Below are 14,725 nucleotides of genomic sequence, written 5' to 3'. Positions count from 1 at the left end.
TACACAACAATTCCGGGTTCTGTTCTGAACCCGGAATGGATGGGAGGGAATCAGAGATGAGCAGCGGACAAGAGACCATATCCATTGAAACAAGGGAAGTCACGAAGACTTATGGTGAACGAGCCGCCGTTGATCAAGTAACATTCCAAGTGAAAAAGGGAGAATTCGTTTCCTTGCTTGGTCCGAGTGGCTGTGGCAAAACCACACTGCTACGCATGCTTGGCGGACTTGAGCAGCCGGATCAGGGCACCATTATGCTGGGAGGCCGGGATGTTACCGGCATCCCGGCTTATGGACGCAATAGCAATATGATTTTTCAGCAGCTTGCGCTGTTCCCTCATATGGACGTATTCAACAACATTGCTTATGGACTAAAGGTGAAGAAGTTACCAAAAGCTGATATCCAACGGCAGGTAGGTGAAATGCTTGATCTGGTCCAGCTCGGAGACTATGGCAGGCGTGCTGTATCCGAGCTGTCCGGGGGGCAGGCCCAACGTGTCGCCATTGCTCGCGCACTGATCAACAGACCCGAAGTGCTGCTGCTTGACGAACCTCTCTCGGCATTGGACATGCAGCTGCGTCTAGATATGCAGCGTGAACTGAAACGCATCCAGCGCGAGTTCGGCGGAACGTTTATCTTTGTAACGCATGATCAGAGCGAAGCCATGAACATGTCTGACCGGATTGGGGTCATGCGCGCCGGAAAGCTGCTGCAATATGCAACCCCTGATGAAATCTATGAAAGACCGGCCGATAGTTTCGTAGCCAAGTTCATTGGAGATACCAACCTCTTAGAGACAGAAGTGTTAGGACATGATGTCAATGGAATTCGGGTAGAATGTTTCGGCAATTCATTGCTGGTGAAATTCAGTGGTGGCAATGCTGTACCGAAAGTGGGAGCACGACATTCCTTATCGATCCGCAATGAGCATATTCGACTTGGAGAAGATGCAACTCATTGCCTGAACAAGCTGGATGGACACGTGATTGAAGCGGTCTATGGCGGAGCAAATACTCGATACAGTGTGCAGATTACTGAAGGTTTTCTAGTTCAGGCCAGTGTGCTGCATCAGCGGGGAGCTTCACGTTATAGTCCAGGTGAGCCAATACAAATTGGCTTTGAACCAGAGGACGCACTCTTGTTATCCGAACCCATTGATGAACGTGTACAGGGGGCAAGAATATGAACCGGATCGCGGAACGGATCGTGAATCTGTATTCCTTTGAAAACCGCACATGGGTAACCCGGTTGCTGCTTCTGTTGCCTGCGCTTGCTCTGATGGGCATCGTGTATCTGGGCGGGTTGCTGATCTTTGGCAGATATAGCTTTGATATGTATGAGAATGGAAAGCTTATTCGGGGCTGGGATTTAGGAGCTTATCGTGCTTTTCTGTCCGACCCTTATTATTGGAAGCTGATTGGCACAACGTTTCGAATTGCCTTCAAGGTTACGCTATGGAGTCTTCTGCTTGCATATCCGCTGGCCTATTGCATTGCAGGTTTAAAGAAACCTGGCATGAAGCAATTGTTGCTGCTGCTCACGTTCCTACCGCTACTGGTCAGCGCGGTTGTACGTTCTTATGGATGGCAGATGTTGCTGTCCAAACAGGGTTTCATGAACTGGCTGTTCATCCGTCTGGGGCTAACCGAGGAAGGATTCAGCATGATATACAACGAGACAGGTGTTGTCGTGGCCCTTGTCCATATTTTCCTGCCATTTATGGTCTTCCCGATTCTGAATGTGTTGTCCCAAAGTGACGCTTCCCTAAAGGCAGCTGCTCAGGATCTGGGGGCGGGCAGCTGGAGAACATTCCTGACCATTACCCTGCCTTTATCGGCAAGAGGTATAGCAAGCGGGGTACAGATTGTGTTCACGTTATGCCTCACCGCGTTCACCACACCTCAACTGATCGGTGGGGGAAGAGTCATGACACTTCCGGTGTTTATATACCAGCGAACCTTGGACACGAACTGGCCGATGGCTGCGGTTGCTAGCCTGTTCTTACTTGTGTCTTCCATTGTTGTCTCGTTACTTGTTAATAAAGGAGCAGAAACGTTGATGTTCCGTCGTTCCCGTAAGGGAGGTCAGGCATATGGTTAAGTCGAACAGGGGCACCAAGCTGTTCCTCTACATCTTTGTGGGCGCCGTAGCGATTTATTTGCTGCTGCCACTGCTGATGATTATGTTGACATCTGTAGGCTCAGGTTCAGCCAGCAAATTTCCGCCAGAAGGTCTAACCTTGAAATGGTATGCCAATCTGAGTGAGCAGACCCAATTTCTCGCTGCATTCAAGAACAGCCTTATTGCTTCTACAGGGGCGGTTCTGCTGGCTTTGATTACAGGTACGCTTGCTGCGTTAGCGATCGTGCAATACCCTTTCCCGGGCTCTGGTATCTTACGGGCATTTTTTGTATCTCCGATGGTTATGCCGAAAATTACGCTGGGTATCGCCTACCTGATTTTATTCTCAAAAATGCATATTGCAGGCGGACTGTTTGCACTTATTTTGGGTGAAGCGGTCATTGTGCTTCCATTCGTGCTCACTATTGTGGGCAGTGCGTTAGCCAATCTGCACCCGGCTCATCGGGAAGCTGCCGCGGACCTTGGTGCAGGACCGATGCGTATTTTTTTCACGATTACACTTCCACAGCTCCGACTATCCCTGCTTCTGTCAGGGTCAATCGCTTTTGTCTTCACTTTCGATCAGGTTGAGGCTGCACTGCTGTTGCTCCGTCAGGATAGCTACACGTTGCCAATACAGCTATTCCTGTATATGGAGAAATGGCAGGACCCAACAATTGCTGTTGTGTCTGTCGTTCTGATCGCTTTTGCGCTGGCTCTGTTTATGACGATTAAACTAGTGCTGCGCTCTATACCAGGACTTGAAAGTTTGTTTGGTCGCAGGAAAACAAAAGGAGGTCTGGATCAAAATGAATAATTCACAGCATCTATCCCATAGCTCAGGTCTGAATCGGGATCGGGCGGAAGAAGTGATGAAAGCGCAGGGACTAAGTGCCCTGATTGCAACTACTCCGGAGAACATTCACTATGTCATCGGGTCCCAGCTGCGTGCAAGCAACTGGACGATGCAGATTTATGCGGTTCTGCCTGCCGACAGATCTGCTAAGCCGTGTATCGTCATTCCAACGAATCGGTTAGGCGTTGTGGCCCAGTTCGGTATTACGGGGGTAGATATATTTGCCTACAGTGATTTCTTCGTGGAAGGTTCGATTGAAGGCAAACCTTCCACTGACGACATTGATCTGTTCTATTCTCTCCTGCAAACGACGGTTATTCATCCAAGTCCTGTTGAAGCACTCAAGGCAGCATTAAAACAGCTTGAGATCGAAGATCAGCCGCTTGGAATCGATGAGATGCGGATCGCTCCCGATATTCTGACGAGAATCAAGGAGGAGGTTCCTGACAGACCGGTAATTCCCGCATATAAGTTGTTCCGAGAAATCCGTCTGGTCAAGACACCTTTTGAAATCGAGCAACTGCGTCAGGCTGCCCAATTAAATGAACGGATTGAGCAGGAACTCATTGACCTGATTGCCGCAGGTGTTCATGAGAAGCAACTTGCCGATCATTATCGTCTGGCTGTGATGCGAGCAGGTGGAACTCCGGCAATGACAGCGGTAGGGGCAGGGCCACGCAGTGCGTTGCCACTCATCGAAAATTATTTTCATACGATTGAGGTTGGAGATCAGGTCCGTTTCGACCTCTGCCTGCAGCTGGAAGGATACTGGGGAGATACGGGCCGCACGGTTGTTGCAGGGGAGCCTACCGCCTGGATGAAAAAGCATTTTGATGCAGTCAAAAGTGGATGGGAGACGGCACTTGAAACCGTGCGCCCTGGCGTCAAGGCGTCGGAAGTATTCCATGCGGCAGTATCTCGCGTACAGCGTGAGGGGATTCCGCATTACCGACGTCAGCATGTCGGACATGCCATCGGGTTGGAACTGTACGACGATATAACCCTCTCCCCGGGTGACCAGCGGATACTGGAGCCCGGTATGGTGTTATGTGTTGAGGTACCATATTACGAGCTCGGTGCTGGTGGATTTCAAATCGAGGATACAATAGTCGTAACGCCAGATGGTTATGAGTTTCTGACCCATATGGAGCGGAAACTGTTCACTAAATAACGATAAATGGAAGGCTTCACTGACCGGCGATCAGGCCACAGTCGATCCAAGAAGCTTTCTTACTGAGAAAGTTGGAACATCCATGATTCAGCAGGGAACTAAGACGTTTCGTAACATTAGCCTTGCACTGTTCGCCGGAGGTTTTGTCACTTTTGCTTTGCTCTACAGCCTCCAGCCCCTGATGCCTGAGATTAGCGACGCATTCTCCATTACGCCGGCACACGCCAGTCTTACGTTATCGGTAACAACGATCGCTATGGCACTGACGATGCTGTTCATCGGGTCTTTATCTGATTCTGTGGGCCGACGCTTTATTATGACAGCGGCACTGGTGATATCTTCTGTCATTGCTTTGCTGAGCGCATTCAGCCCAGGATATACGGAGCTTCTTCTGCTTCGTATTCTTCAAGGGGGGGCACTCGCAGGGTTGCCAGCGATAGCCATGACATATCTGTCAGAAGAAATTGAACCTAGGAGTCTTGGTTATGCCATGGGCCTATATATCAGCGGCAATTCGATAGGAGGCATGGCTGGACGTTTCATCAGTGGTGTGGTGACAGATTGGTTCAGTTGGCGCGCTGCTGTGGGTTTCATTGGTATTCTTGGACTGTGTGCAGCCGTTATTTTTTGGCTTGTCATCCCGCCATCCCGTCATTTTGTCAAAGCTGCACCTGGATTCAAAAATCCAATACCTCTTTTGTGGTCACAATGTCGCAATCCAAGGCTGTTATGCCTGTATGGACTCGGTTTTCTCCTGATGGGGGGATTCGTGACCCTGTTCAACTATATCGGTTTTGAATTAACGGGTGAACCCTATCATCTTAGCCAGTCTATCGTTGGAAGTCTTTTTGTGGTATATCTGATGGGCACGGTAAGCAGCACCTGGATGGGCAGGCTGGCAGATCGGTACGGCAGGTCACATGTGCTTGGAATCGCGCTGGGAATTATTCTGGCTGGTGCAGTCTGTACCGTTCATCCAGTGCTTTGGGTCAAAATTATCGGACTCGCCCTGTTTGCCTTTGGTTTCTTTGGCGGTCATTCCATCGCAAGTAGCTGGGTTGGACTCGTGGCTAATCAGCACAAATCCCAGGCCAATGCGTTGTATTTATTTTTCTACTATCTTGGTTCAAGCGTAAGTGGAACAGGAGGTGGACTGCTTTACAGTCATCTTGGATGGATAGGCATTGTGGGTTTGATCGGTGTGTATGTTTTGATCGGTTTTGTCTTGTGTAATTTGCTTGTTCACAGGTTGAAGGGACAGGCTACATAAATCAACTTTTTCCGACAGCTATTGCATATCCTGAAATACCGAGTATAATACTTGGTAAATAGACGAAAAGGGGATGCAATAAACGATGAAAACACATGCTGAATTGAACTCACTTCTTGTTGACGATTATCTGGATCTCCTGAACATTGCGAAACAGCTAGGTGATGACGAATGGAAAGATGCTATTCTGCAAGCATTGAAGGAAGAAGTCGATGCGAATCATCATCTGGATTCAAAAGAGGTAAGACAGGATTTATGGATTCAATTTGAAGGCATTAATGAACAAATGCATGATCTGTTAATGCAACTGAAGCATGCCGACAGTCCTGAGGAGAAAGAGCAGATTATTGAAATGATCTGGGGATTGAAAGTAGACCGTCATGCGATCACACGTAAACTTGAAACCATGAGCCGTGCCAGCGCTGGATATCAATAAGCTCTAGGTTGATTATACATTGAAAACCCGCGTGTTTCCTGGGAATATCCCTGGGACGCACGTGGGTTTTATTTTTGTTTTAATTGTTTACTACACTTTAAGTGAGTGTTCAAAAAGGTCGGTTTTCAGTACCGAGAAGATGGGATGAAGCTACCTCTCTTTAAAACTGTTTTGCGAAAGTGCGTGCTTGCTCTATAGCTTGTTGCTTAATCTCATCTGCACGGTCTTTATATTGATTGTGCCCCTCAACAAAAATGCCATCAAGCTTCGGCACGCCGAGGAATGACATGATAATGCTTAAGTAACGATGACCGGATTCCATCTGAGCCGCGGGACCTTCGGAATAAATACCACCGCGAGCCTGAATATGCAACGCTTTTTTGTCAGACAACAGTCCAACAGGACCTTGTTCGGTATAACGAAATGTTTTGCCAGCTACGCAGATCGAGTCCACATAAGCCTTCAGAATTGGAGGAAACGAGAAGTTCCACATCGGGGTTACAAAAACATATTTATCTGCTGAGGCAAATTGATCCGACAGTTCATTCAAACGGCTTACTTTGTTCTGCTCTTCGGCAGTCAGATCACTACCCGATTGCAGTTTGCCCCAACCACTGAAGACATCCGCATCGATATGGGGGATATCCGAACGATACAGATCGAGGTGAACAACCTCATCGGAAGGGTGACTTTCACGATACGCATCAATAAATGCTTTGCCCGTAGCCATGCTGAAGGAGGTTTCATGATCATGAGGATGGGCAGTAATATACAATAAGGTAGACATGTAGTTCTTCCTCTCTGTGCGATTAATGGGGTGAAGCGATTGGCAATGATGAAGCGACCGCAGTAGTATGCATCGTTTCCCCTGTTTTATACGTCAGAAAGGGATATGAATGGATTGATCATGATACTAAATTGGATGCTATATAGTGACCAGATACTCAATCCATGTATAATATACAGGACGAGTATTTATTTTCCAAAGACAATAGGATGAGTGAGATGAGCGCACATGGGAATGGACCTGGAGAAGCAACGATTAAGCATTGAAGCAGCGAAATTGTATTATCAGTCCGATTATAGCCAGCAGGATATTGCCGCAAGGTTGGGTGTGTCGCGTCCAACCGTATCAAGGTTACTTCAGTACGCCAAAGATCGTGGATATGTCCGGATTGAAATTATGGACCCGCTGGAGGATATCGACATCATTGCCGGAGAACTTAAGTCAAAATATGATCTGGATACGGCACTTGTGTGTTTTGCCCCGTTGAAGAGTGATGAGGAAATACAGAAGCATATCAGCAAACGAGCAGCGGATTATCTTCAAGAGACGGTTCAGGATGCAGATATTATCGGGGTGACTTGGGGAACAACCATGCATGCTGTAGCACGCCAACTTCGTCCCAAGCAGGTCAAGGGTGTCGAAGTCGTGCAATTGAAGGGGGGCGTAAGCCACTCCCATGTCAATACGTATGCCGCTGAGATTGTTCATTTGTTCGCTGAGGCATTCCATACGGTACCAAGGTATCTGCCGCTGCCTGTTATTTTCGACAACATTGAAGTGAAAAACATGGTGGAAGCGGATCGGCATATAGGTAGAATCGTGGAACTTGGCAGACAGGCCAACATTGCTTTGTTTACTGTGGGTACTGTGAAAGAAGATGCATTATTGTTCAGGCTCGGTTACTTCAATGAAGAAGAGCAACAATTGCTGATGAACTCCGGTGCAGGTGACATTTGTTCACGCTTTTTCGACGCGGAAGGTCAGTTGATTAGTGAAGAGATTAACAGCAGAACCGTTGGAATTGATCTAGCCGAGTTGAGAAATAAGGAAAAATCAATTCTTGTTGCCGGGGGACAACGCAAAATTGAAGCCATTCACGCCGCGCTCAAAGGTCATTACGCAAATATTCTGGTCACGGACCAGTACACAGCGCAGGCATTACTTCGATTTTAATCTCAAATTTAATTTCAATTGGATATGGTTGACAACATCTGCCACGCAAAAGGGGCGGATGTTTTGCTTTTTTAGGAAGAAAATATAACGAAGAAAGAAATACAAGTGTAACTGTGAACAAAAGTTCAAGTTGATTTTTACATATGTTCATGTTAGTGTAAGGGTATAGAAAATAACTAGTTCAGATAAGGGAGAGATTCAATTGACTACACCACAATTAGCTAAAATGATCGACCATACGTTGCTTCGTGCGGACGCAACGCAAAGTGAAATGGCCAAGTTAACCGAAGAAGCAAAGCAATATCAGTTTGCTTCCGTATGTGTTAACCCAGGCTGGGTTGCTTATGCTGCTGAGCAGTTGCAGGGTTCTGGCGTAGATATCTGCACCGTTATTGGTTTCCCTCTGGGAGCATCTACATCGGAGACAAAAGCTTTCGAAACGAAAGATGCGATTGCTAAAGGTGCAACTGAAGTCGATATGGTCATCAACATCAGTGCTTTGAAAGATGGCAAAGATGATTTCGTTGAACGAGATATTCGTGCTGTTGTTGAAGCGGCTGCGGGTAAAGCTTTGGTGAAAGTTATTATTGAAACTTGTCTGTTGACGGATGAAGAGAAAGTACGTGCTTGTCAGGCAGCTGTGCGAGCTGGAGCTGATTTTGTTAAAACTTCTACAGGTTTCTCCACAGGTGGAGCAACGCCAGAAGATATCGCTTTGATGCGCCGTACTGTAGGTCCTGATGTTGGCGTTAAAGCTTCCGGTGGCGTACGTAGTCTAGAAGATATGCAAAAAATGATCGAAGCGGGTGCGACTCGTATCGGTGCAAGCTCTGGCGTGAAGATTATGCAGGGCGAACAGTCTTCATCGTCTTATTAAGCAAAAGATCTTATCAAGAAAAAGCTTAATAAATAAAAGTAATATTATATTCTCTGTACTTGGGCGTTCGACTCAGGTACAGGGAATACAAATTACACTTAATTCTAATTAACGGAACTTATTGTAAGCGCTTCATAAGTTTTCTGAAAGATTACTGATAAGAATGCTTAAGAGCCCTTTGAGCTGAATTTCCACATCCGGCTTAACTACCTTCAAAGGAGAGATCAAATGAAATTTCTAATTGCCATTATCGGCTTACTCGTTGTTTTTGGACTGGCTTATATCGCAAGCAACGGTAAAAAACAGATACGTTACCGGCCACTGGCTATCATGATTGTTTTGCAAGTTATACTAGCTTATGCTCTGTTGAATACAGGAGTGGGTACTTTTTTAATTGGCGGTTTCGCGACCGTATTTAAAAGTTTACTCGACTATGCGAATGAAGGTATCGCATTTGTATTTGGGGGTTTAACTACCGTAGGTGCAGAGAGCGGGGGGGCGCCGTTTTTCCTCAGCGTATTGATGCCGATTGTTGTCATCTCGGCACTCATTGGGATATTGCAGTATATCCGAATCTTGCCTTTTGTTATAAAATATATTGGTCTGGTATTAAGCAAAATCAACGGAATGGGCAAACTGGAATCATATAACGCGGTTGCTTCGGCTGTATTGGGGCAATCTGAAGTGTTCATTTCTGTGAAAAAACAAATTGGGTTGTTGCCAAAACATCGGCTGTACACCTTGTGTGCCTCGGCGATGTCCACGGTCTCGATGTCCATTGTTGGTGCTTATATGACCATGATCGAGCCCAAATATGTGGTTACAGCTCTTGTACTGAACCTGTTTGGCGGTTTTATCATTGCTTCGATCGTTAACCCTTATCGGGTGACGGAAGAAGAAGATATATTGGAAGTGCAGGATGAAGAGAAACAATCGTTCTTCGAAATGCTCGGCGAGTACATCCTGGATGGATTCAAAGTTGCTATCATCGTAGCTGCGATGTTAATCGGTTTTGTTGCCTTGATTGCACTTGTTAACGGAGTTTTCAGCTCGGTGCTTGGCATTTCGTTCCAAGAGCTACTCGGTTATGTGTTTGCACCATTTGCCTTCATCATGGGTGTTCCATGGAAAGAAGCGATTCAGGCAGGAAGTATTATGGCAACCAAAATGGTATCCAACGAATTCGTCGCTATGCTTAATCTGAAGGAGACTGCAATGTCTGCCAGAACAACGGGTATCGTATCCGTCTTCCTCGTGTCGTTCGCCAACTTCTCCTCCATCGGTATCATTGCTGGTGCGGTGAAGGGACTCCATGAGAAGCAAGGTAATGTGGTCGCCCGCTTCGGTCTGAAGCTGCTTTACGGTGCATCGCTCGTCAGCGTGCTGTCAGCGATTATTACTGGACTGTTCTTGTAAGCTGGATTATTTGGAAGGAGTGCTTAAAGTTATGTCAACATTCAAAAGAGTACATCTGATCGTTATGGATTCTGTAGGGATCGGCGAAGCGCCGGATGCAGCAGAATTTGATGATTTTGATGTAGATACCTTTGGTCACATTGCACGTGAACGCGGAGGTCTGAAAATGCCTCACATGGCCAGTCTCGGACTATCCAACATCAAAGAAATCGAGGGTGTCCCTGTAGCAGATGCACCTAAAGCGTATTACACCAAGATGCAGGAAGCATCTAGAGGCAAAGACACCATGACAGGTCACTGGGAGCTGATGGGTCTTTACATTGATACACCTTTCCGTGTGTTCGAGAATGGTTTCCCCGATGAGTTGATTCAGCGCATTGAAGAGAAAACGGGCCGGAAGGTCATTGGTAACAAACCGGCCAGCGGCACGGAAATTCTGGATGAGCTGGGTGCGGAGCATGTTGAAACTGGCGCGCTCATCGTATATACATCCGCGGATTCGGTTCTGCAAATTGCAGCACATGAGGATGTTGTACCATTGAAAGAACTGTATGAGATCTGTGAGTTCTGCCGTGAAATTACACTTGAAGATCCGTACATGCTCGGCCGCATTATTGCACGTCCATTCGTAGGTGAGAACGGTGACTGGAAACGTACTGCGAATCGTCATGACTATGCACTTAAACCTTTTGGTCGTACGGTGATGAATGAACTGCAAGATGGCGGATTTGATGTGATTGCTTTGGGTAAAATCGCAGATATCTATGATGGCGAAGGTGTAACCAAGGCTGTTCGTACCGTTTCTAACATGGATGGCATGGACAAGTTGTCTGAAACGATGGATGAAGAGTTCACTGGACTCAGCTTCCTGAACCTGGTTGATTTTGATGCCCTGTACGGTCACCGTCGTGATCCGCAAGGATATGCTCAGGCACTTGAAGACTATGATGCACGGCTGCCAGAGATTTTTGCCAAAATGACCAACGATGATCTGCTGCTGATCACAGCTGACCATGGTAACGATCCAACATACCGTGGTACAGACCATACACGTGAATATGTACCACTGCTTGCCTACTCTCCGCGCTTCAGCGAGGGCAAAAAGCTTGACCTGCGCAGCACATTTGCTGACCTTGGCGCAACCGTAGCCGAGAACTTTGGAGTGAAAATGCCGGAACACGGTACCAGCTTCCTGAAGGATTTGAAATAAGTTTTCAAAAACTGGATAGGGGAGGTCGGAGTAGCTTGGGCTGCTCCGGTCCTGCCATCATAATAGACTAATTGTATAACTGGAGGAGATTCATTCATGAGTACACATATTGGAGCAAAACCCGGGGATATCGCAGAAACGATCCTATTGCCAGGAGACCCTTTGCGCGCGAAATATATTGCAGATACGTACCTTGAAGATGTTGTGTGTTACAACGAAGTTCGTGGAATGCTCGGTTACACAGGTACATATCAAGGACACCGGATTTCGGTGCAAGGTTCAGGGATGGGAATTCCATCCTTCGCAATCTATGCTAACGAATTGATCAGCGAATATGGCGTAAAAAACCTGATTCGTGTTGGTACTTGTGGCGGTATGCAGGAGCATGTACGTGTACGTGACGTTATCCTTGCACAAGCAGCATGTACAGATTCCAGCATGAACAAACACGTATTCGGTGGTTATGACTTCTCGCCAATCGCTACGTTCTCCCTGTTGAAAGAAGCATATGACCGTGCAACAGCTAAAGGTATGAAGATTCACGTCGGTAACGTGTTCAGCTCCGATTCTTTCTACCGCGATGACCGTTCCGTAACCGAGAAGTTGATGAAACACGGCGTACTCGGCGTAGAGATGGAAACAACAGCATTGTACACTATCGCTGCCAAGTTTGGTGTTAACGCACTGACCATCCTGACGGTAAGTGACCACTTACTGACAGGCGAAGAAACATCTGCCGAAGAGCGTCAAAAAACGTTTAACGACATGATGGTAGTTGCCCTGGACACAGCAATCACACTGTAATTGTTGTATTTTATATTCAAACATCATTTGATTTTAATCGAAACTTTTGTTTTAAGCACGGAGTGAAGGAACCGGAATCGATTCTGAAGAAGCAAAGCGATCACAGGAACGATCCGGAGCCGGAACGGACTAACAACAAAGTGTTCTATACAATCAATACACACACACAAGGAGAGATCATCATGAGAATGGTAGACATTATTGCCAAGAAACGCGACGGAAAAGAACTGACAACAGCTGAGATTGATTTTGTTGTTCAAGGATACACAAAAGGAGAAATCCCAGACTATCAAGTCAGCGCTTGGGCGATGGCAGTATTTTTCAAAGATATGACAGACAAAGAACGTGCCGACCTGACGATGTCGATGGTGAATTCAGGTGAAACGATCGACCTTTCAGCTATCGAAGGTATCAAAGTAGATAAGCACTCCACAGGAGGAGTGGGCGATACAACAACACTGGTACTCGCTCCGCTTGTTGCTGCGCTGGATGTTCCTGTTGCCAAAATGTCCGGACGTGGACTTGGTCACACGGGTGGTACAACAGACAAGCTGGAATCCGTTGCTGGTTTCCACGTAGAGCTTGAAAAAGAAGAATTCATTCGTCTCGTAAACGAACATAAGGTTGCAGTTATTGGACAAAGTGGTAATCTTACGCCTGCAGACAAAAAGCTCTATGCACTGCGTGACGTAACAGCTACCGTTAACTCCATTCCACTGATCGCCAGCTCCATCATGAGTAAGAAAATTGCAGCAGGTGCTGATGCAATCGTATTGGATGTTAAAACGGGTGCTGGTGCATTCATGAAAACAACGGAAGATGCTAAAGAATTGGCACATGCCATGGTAAGCATCGGTAACAATGTTGGCCGTAAAACGATGGCTGTTATCTCCGATATGTCCCAACCACTGGGTCTGGCGATTGGTAACGCGCTTGAAGTGAAAGAAGCCATCCTCACACTGCAAGGTAAAGGTCCAAAAGATTTGGAAGAACTGTGTCTGGCACTTGGACGTCAGATGGTATTCCTTGCTGGCAAGGCAGATTCCTTGGAGCACGCTGAGGAGAAATTGAAAGAAGTGATTCAGAACGGTAAAGCACTGGAGAAATTCAAAGATTTCTTGGCAAACCAAGGCGGAGACGCTTCGGTTGTGGATCATCCAGATCGTTTGCCACAAGCACAATATCTGGTTGAAGTTCCAGCAGACAAAGACGGCTACGTTGCCGGAATCGTCGCTGACGAAATCGGAACTGCAGCAATGCTGCTCGGCGCAGGCCGTGCAACAAAAGAGTCCGAGATCGATCTCGCGGTTGGTCTGATGCTGAACAAAAAAGTCGGTGACCCAGTCAAAGCTGGTGAGTCACTGGTAACGATCCATGCCAATCGTGAAGACGTAGCTGACGTCATTGCGAAGATCAAAGAAAACATTACGATTGCGGATCATGCTGATGCTCCTGTATTGGTTCATGATATCGTAACGGAATAATACAATCAGAGAAGACGAGATTTAATCTCATGTCTGACTGAATATGAAAGCCCCAAAGCGATGTAATCCATCGCTTTGGGGCTTTTTGTCGTTGAGGTTCCAGTAGTTACTACTACTAGCAACTACTGGCTCTTGATTTTCTCATACGCCATCACCGAATCTGCACTTGTGTAAATGTAAGGCGTGGATGGCTCAGCTACAGTTGTCACCTTTGTGGCCCGAATCTCAATTGTGTCCTTACCGTTTACCTGTGCAGACCCAATGCTGCCATCGATTTGCACCCAGCTGTCTGTAGGGAAGCTATCCGCTTCTGGGATGTGAATCATCACGCCAAAGGGAGCTGCATCCGCGGGGCAACACATGACGAGAAATCGTCCCAGCGCAAAATGTGATTCATGATCCATGCTTTTGTCCCGATAAACGAATCCGGTTAAGGAGATATCTTTGCCTGCAAATTGTCGCTGGAACATATCAATCGTGCCGAGGGTTTCAGAGAAGATCTCGGGATAGACTCGGATGACCTGTTCTGCATACAACTTCTCCGCCAGTTCAGCGAATTCGCGGCTATACTCGTCTGGGGGAATGAATTGTACTTTGGTAGCCGATGCAGGCTGAACGGTCGTTGGTTGTTGTGTACGATCTTGTACATTCAATTGCGTTGCTGGATCAGGTAAAGGCTCTTTTCGACGAATCTCGGGAGGGGCATAGGTGAGAGACATTCCTTTCTGACTGGCCATGGAGCTGCCGAGCGCCCGATCAGGTAACAGAAACCCCAGCAACAAGGGTATGGCAATCAGACCATATACCAACGAGCTGCGTAGGAAACCGGAAGGAGGTGGATGTTCACAATCGCAATGAACTTCGTTACTACTGAACAGTCCATGCCAGGCCATGATAACTGCAATAAACATTAAGGGAACAGGGCAGCATAATAGCAGTTTTTGCATGGTAGGAGCCAAATAATAATGAAGCGAGTCACTTGAATTCAAATGTATAATGTATACCGCAAGACCGCCGATCCAGACCGCACGGATCAAGTTGTGCCATTGGATGACGTGTGACCTTGGAACAGGAGGTTTGGTCATCGTATAGATAGTGTGGTTCATAACATCACCTCAT

General features: G+C 46.9%; 14 protein-coding genes. 12 read left to right on the top strand and 2 right to left on the bottom strand.

Annotation, left to right across the window (positions count from 1 at the left end; all coding sequences use genetic code 11):
* The first annotated feature begins 56 nt into the window (after window positions 1-56).
* The 6 genes from J2X75_RS09760 to J2X75_RS09735 all read left to right on the top strand — a co-directional run bounded on the left by J2X75_RS09760 (window position 57) and on the right by J2X75_RS09735 (window position 5,855).
* Window positions 57-1,187, top strand: coding sequence for an ABC transporter ATP-binding protein (locus J2X75_RS09760; protein WP_310336045.1), 1,131 nt, complete (start codon window positions 57-59; stop codon window positions 1,185-1,187).
* Entirely contained in the window at window positions 1,184-2,101 is a 918-nt protein-coding gene (locus J2X75_RS09755; RefSeq protein WP_310336043.1) for an ABC transporter permease, read from the top strand. Before J2X75_RS09760 ends, J2X75_RS09755 begins: the two co-directional genes overlap by 4 nt.
* Window positions 2,094-2,939 carry an ABC transporter permease gene (locus J2X75_RS09750; RefSeq protein WP_310336042.1) on the top strand — a complete coding sequence of 282 codons (846 nt, stop codon included), beginning with the start codon at window positions 2,094-2,096 and terminating at the stop codon, window positions 2,937-2,939. Before J2X75_RS09755 ends, J2X75_RS09750 begins: the two co-directional genes overlap by 8 nt.
* Window positions 2,932-4,149, top strand: coding sequence for a Xaa-Pro peptidase family protein (locus J2X75_RS09745; protein ID WP_310336040.1), 1,218 nt, complete (start codon window positions 2,932-2,934; stop codon window positions 4,147-4,149). The genes J2X75_RS09750 and J2X75_RS09745 overlap by 8 nt, the downstream gene beginning before the upstream one ends.
* A gap of 82 nt (window positions 4,150-4,231) precedes the next feature.
* On the top strand, window positions 4,232-5,419 hold the full coding sequence (locus J2X75_RS09740) for an MFS transporter (RefSeq protein WP_310336039.1): 1,188 nt from the start codon (window positions 4,232-4,234) through the stop codon (window positions 5,417-5,419).
* An 85-nt stretch (window positions 5,420-5,504) separates the two neighbouring features.
* Window positions 5,505-5,855, top strand: a complete 351-nt coding sequence (locus J2X75_RS09735) for a hypothetical protein (protein ID WP_282321162.1) — start codon at window positions 5,505-5,507, stop codon at window positions 5,853-5,855.
* Window positions 5,856-6,015: 160 nt separating this feature from the next.
* Here the strand turns inward: J2X75_RS09735 and J2X75_RS09730 are convergent, their stop codons facing one another.
* Window positions 6,016-6,642 (bottom strand): FMN-dependent NADH-azoreductase, encoded by a 627-nt coding sequence (locus J2X75_RS09730; RefSeq protein WP_307535670.1) that lies wholly within the window; start codon window positions 6,640-6,642, stop codon window positions 6,016-6,018.
* A gap of 234 nt (window positions 6,643-6,876) precedes the next feature.
* On the opposite strand from J2X75_RS09730, the gene J2X75_RS09725 reads away from it, so the two are divergent.
* The 6 genes from J2X75_RS09725 (at window position 6,877) to J2X75_RS09700 (ending at window position 13,606) form a co-directional block, all read left to right on the top strand.
* Window positions 6,877-7,815 carry a DNA-binding transcriptional repressor DeoR gene (locus J2X75_RS09725; RefSeq protein ID WP_062836066.1) on the top strand — a complete coding sequence of 313 codons (939 nt, stop codon included), beginning with the start codon at window positions 6,877-6,879 and terminating at the stop codon, window positions 7,813-7,815.
* A gap of 226 nt (window positions 7,816-8,041) precedes the next feature.
* A complete protein-coding gene (deoC, locus tag J2X75_RS09720; RefSeq protein WP_310336723.1) occupies window positions 8,042-8,692 on the top strand; it encodes a deoxyribose-phosphate aldolase in 651 nt (216 codons plus the stop codon).
* Between the two features lie 228 nt (window positions 8,693-8,920).
* Window positions 8,921-10,108, top strand: a complete 1,188-nt coding sequence (locus tag J2X75_RS09715; RefSeq protein WP_192131191.1) for a NupC/NupG family nucleoside CNT transporter — start codon at window positions 8,921-8,923, stop codon at window positions 10,106-10,108.
* A gap of 31 nt (window positions 10,109-10,139) precedes the next feature.
* Entirely contained in the window at window positions 10,140-11,318 is a 1,179-nt protein-coding gene (gene deoB / locus J2X75_RS09710; protein WP_310336038.1) for a phosphopentomutase, read from the top strand.
* Window positions 11,319-11,414: 96 nt separating this feature from the next.
* Complete coding sequence (deoD, locus tag J2X75_RS09705) at window positions 11,415-12,122, top strand: purine-nucleoside phosphorylase (protein ID WP_017688193.1); 708 nt, start codon at window positions 11,415-11,417, stop codon at window positions 12,120-12,122.
* Between the two features lie 182 nt (window positions 12,123-12,304).
* Window positions 12,305-13,606, top strand: a complete 1,302-nt coding sequence (locus J2X75_RS09700; protein ID WP_310336036.1) for a pyrimidine-nucleoside phosphorylase — start codon at window positions 12,305-12,307, stop codon at window positions 13,604-13,606.
* A gap of 122 nt (window positions 13,607-13,728) precedes the next feature.
* Here the strand turns inward: J2X75_RS09700 and J2X75_RS09695 are convergent, their stop codons facing one another.
* Entirely contained in the window at window positions 13,729-14,712 is a 984-nt protein-coding gene (locus tag J2X75_RS09695; protein ID WP_310336035.1) for a TIGR03943 family putative permease subunit, read from the bottom strand.
* Between the last annotated feature and the right edge of the window lie 13 nt (window positions 14,713-14,725).

Origin of the sequence: Paenibacillus sp. 2003 (genome assembly GCF_031455635.1) — a bacterium.
GTDB classification, from domain to species: Bacteria; Bacillota; Bacilli; order Paenibacillales; family Paenibacillaceae; genus Paenibacillus; species Paenibacillus amylolyticus_B.
This window is presented reverse-complemented; position numbering and strand designations above follow the sequence as displayed.

Excerpts from the sequence above, each read along its gene's own strand:
- J2X75_RS09760 (WP_310336045.1), top strand. The coding sequence starts at position 57 with ATGAGCAGCGGACAAGAGACCATATCCATTGAAACAAGGGAAGTCACG.
- J2X75_RS09755 (WP_310336043.1), top strand. The coding sequence starts at position 1,184 with ATGAACCGGATCGCGGAACGGATCGTGAATCTGTATTCCTTTGAAAAC.
- J2X75_RS09750 (WP_310336042.1), top strand. The coding sequence starts at position 2,094 with ATGGTTAAGTCGAACAGGGGCACCAAGCTGTTCCTCTACATCTTTGTG.
- J2X75_RS09745 (WP_310336040.1), top strand. The coding sequence starts at position 2,932 with ATGAATAATTCACAGCATCTATCCCATAGCTCAGGTCTGAATCGGGAT.
- J2X75_RS09740 (WP_310336039.1), top strand. The coding sequence starts at position 4,232 with ATGATTCAGCAGGGAACTAAGACGTTTCGTAACATTAGCCTTGCACTG.
- J2X75_RS09735 (WP_282321162.1), top strand. The coding sequence starts at position 5,505 with ATGAAAACACATGCTGAATTGAACTCACTTCTTGTTGACGATTATCTG.
- J2X75_RS09730 (WP_307535670.1), bottom strand. The coding sequence starts at position 6,642 with ATGTCTACCTTATTGTATATTACTGCCCATCCTCATGATCATGAAACC.
- J2X75_RS09725 (WP_062836066.1), top strand. The coding sequence starts at position 6,877 with ATGGACCTGGAGAAGCAACGATTAAGCATTGAAGCAGCGAAATTGTAT.
- deoC (WP_310336723.1), top strand. The coding sequence starts at position 8,042 with ATGATCGACCATACGTTGCTTCGTGCGGACGCAACGCAAAGTGAAATG.
- J2X75_RS09715 (WP_192131191.1), top strand. The coding sequence starts at position 8,921 with ATGAAATTTCTAATTGCCATTATCGGCTTACTCGTTGTTTTTGGACTG.
- deoB (WP_310336038.1), top strand. The coding sequence starts at position 10,140 with ATGTCAACATTCAAAAGAGTACATCTGATCGTTATGGATTCTGTAGGG.
- deoD (WP_017688193.1), top strand. The coding sequence starts at position 11,415 with ATGAGTACACATATTGGAGCAAAACCCGGGGATATCGCAGAAACGATC.
- J2X75_RS09700 (WP_310336036.1), top strand. The coding sequence starts at position 12,305 with ATGAGAATGGTAGACATTATTGCCAAGAAACGCGACGGAAAAGAACTG.
- J2X75_RS09695 (WP_310336035.1), bottom strand. The coding sequence starts at position 14,712 with ATGAACCACACTATCTATACGATGACCAAACCTCCTGTTCCAAGGTCA.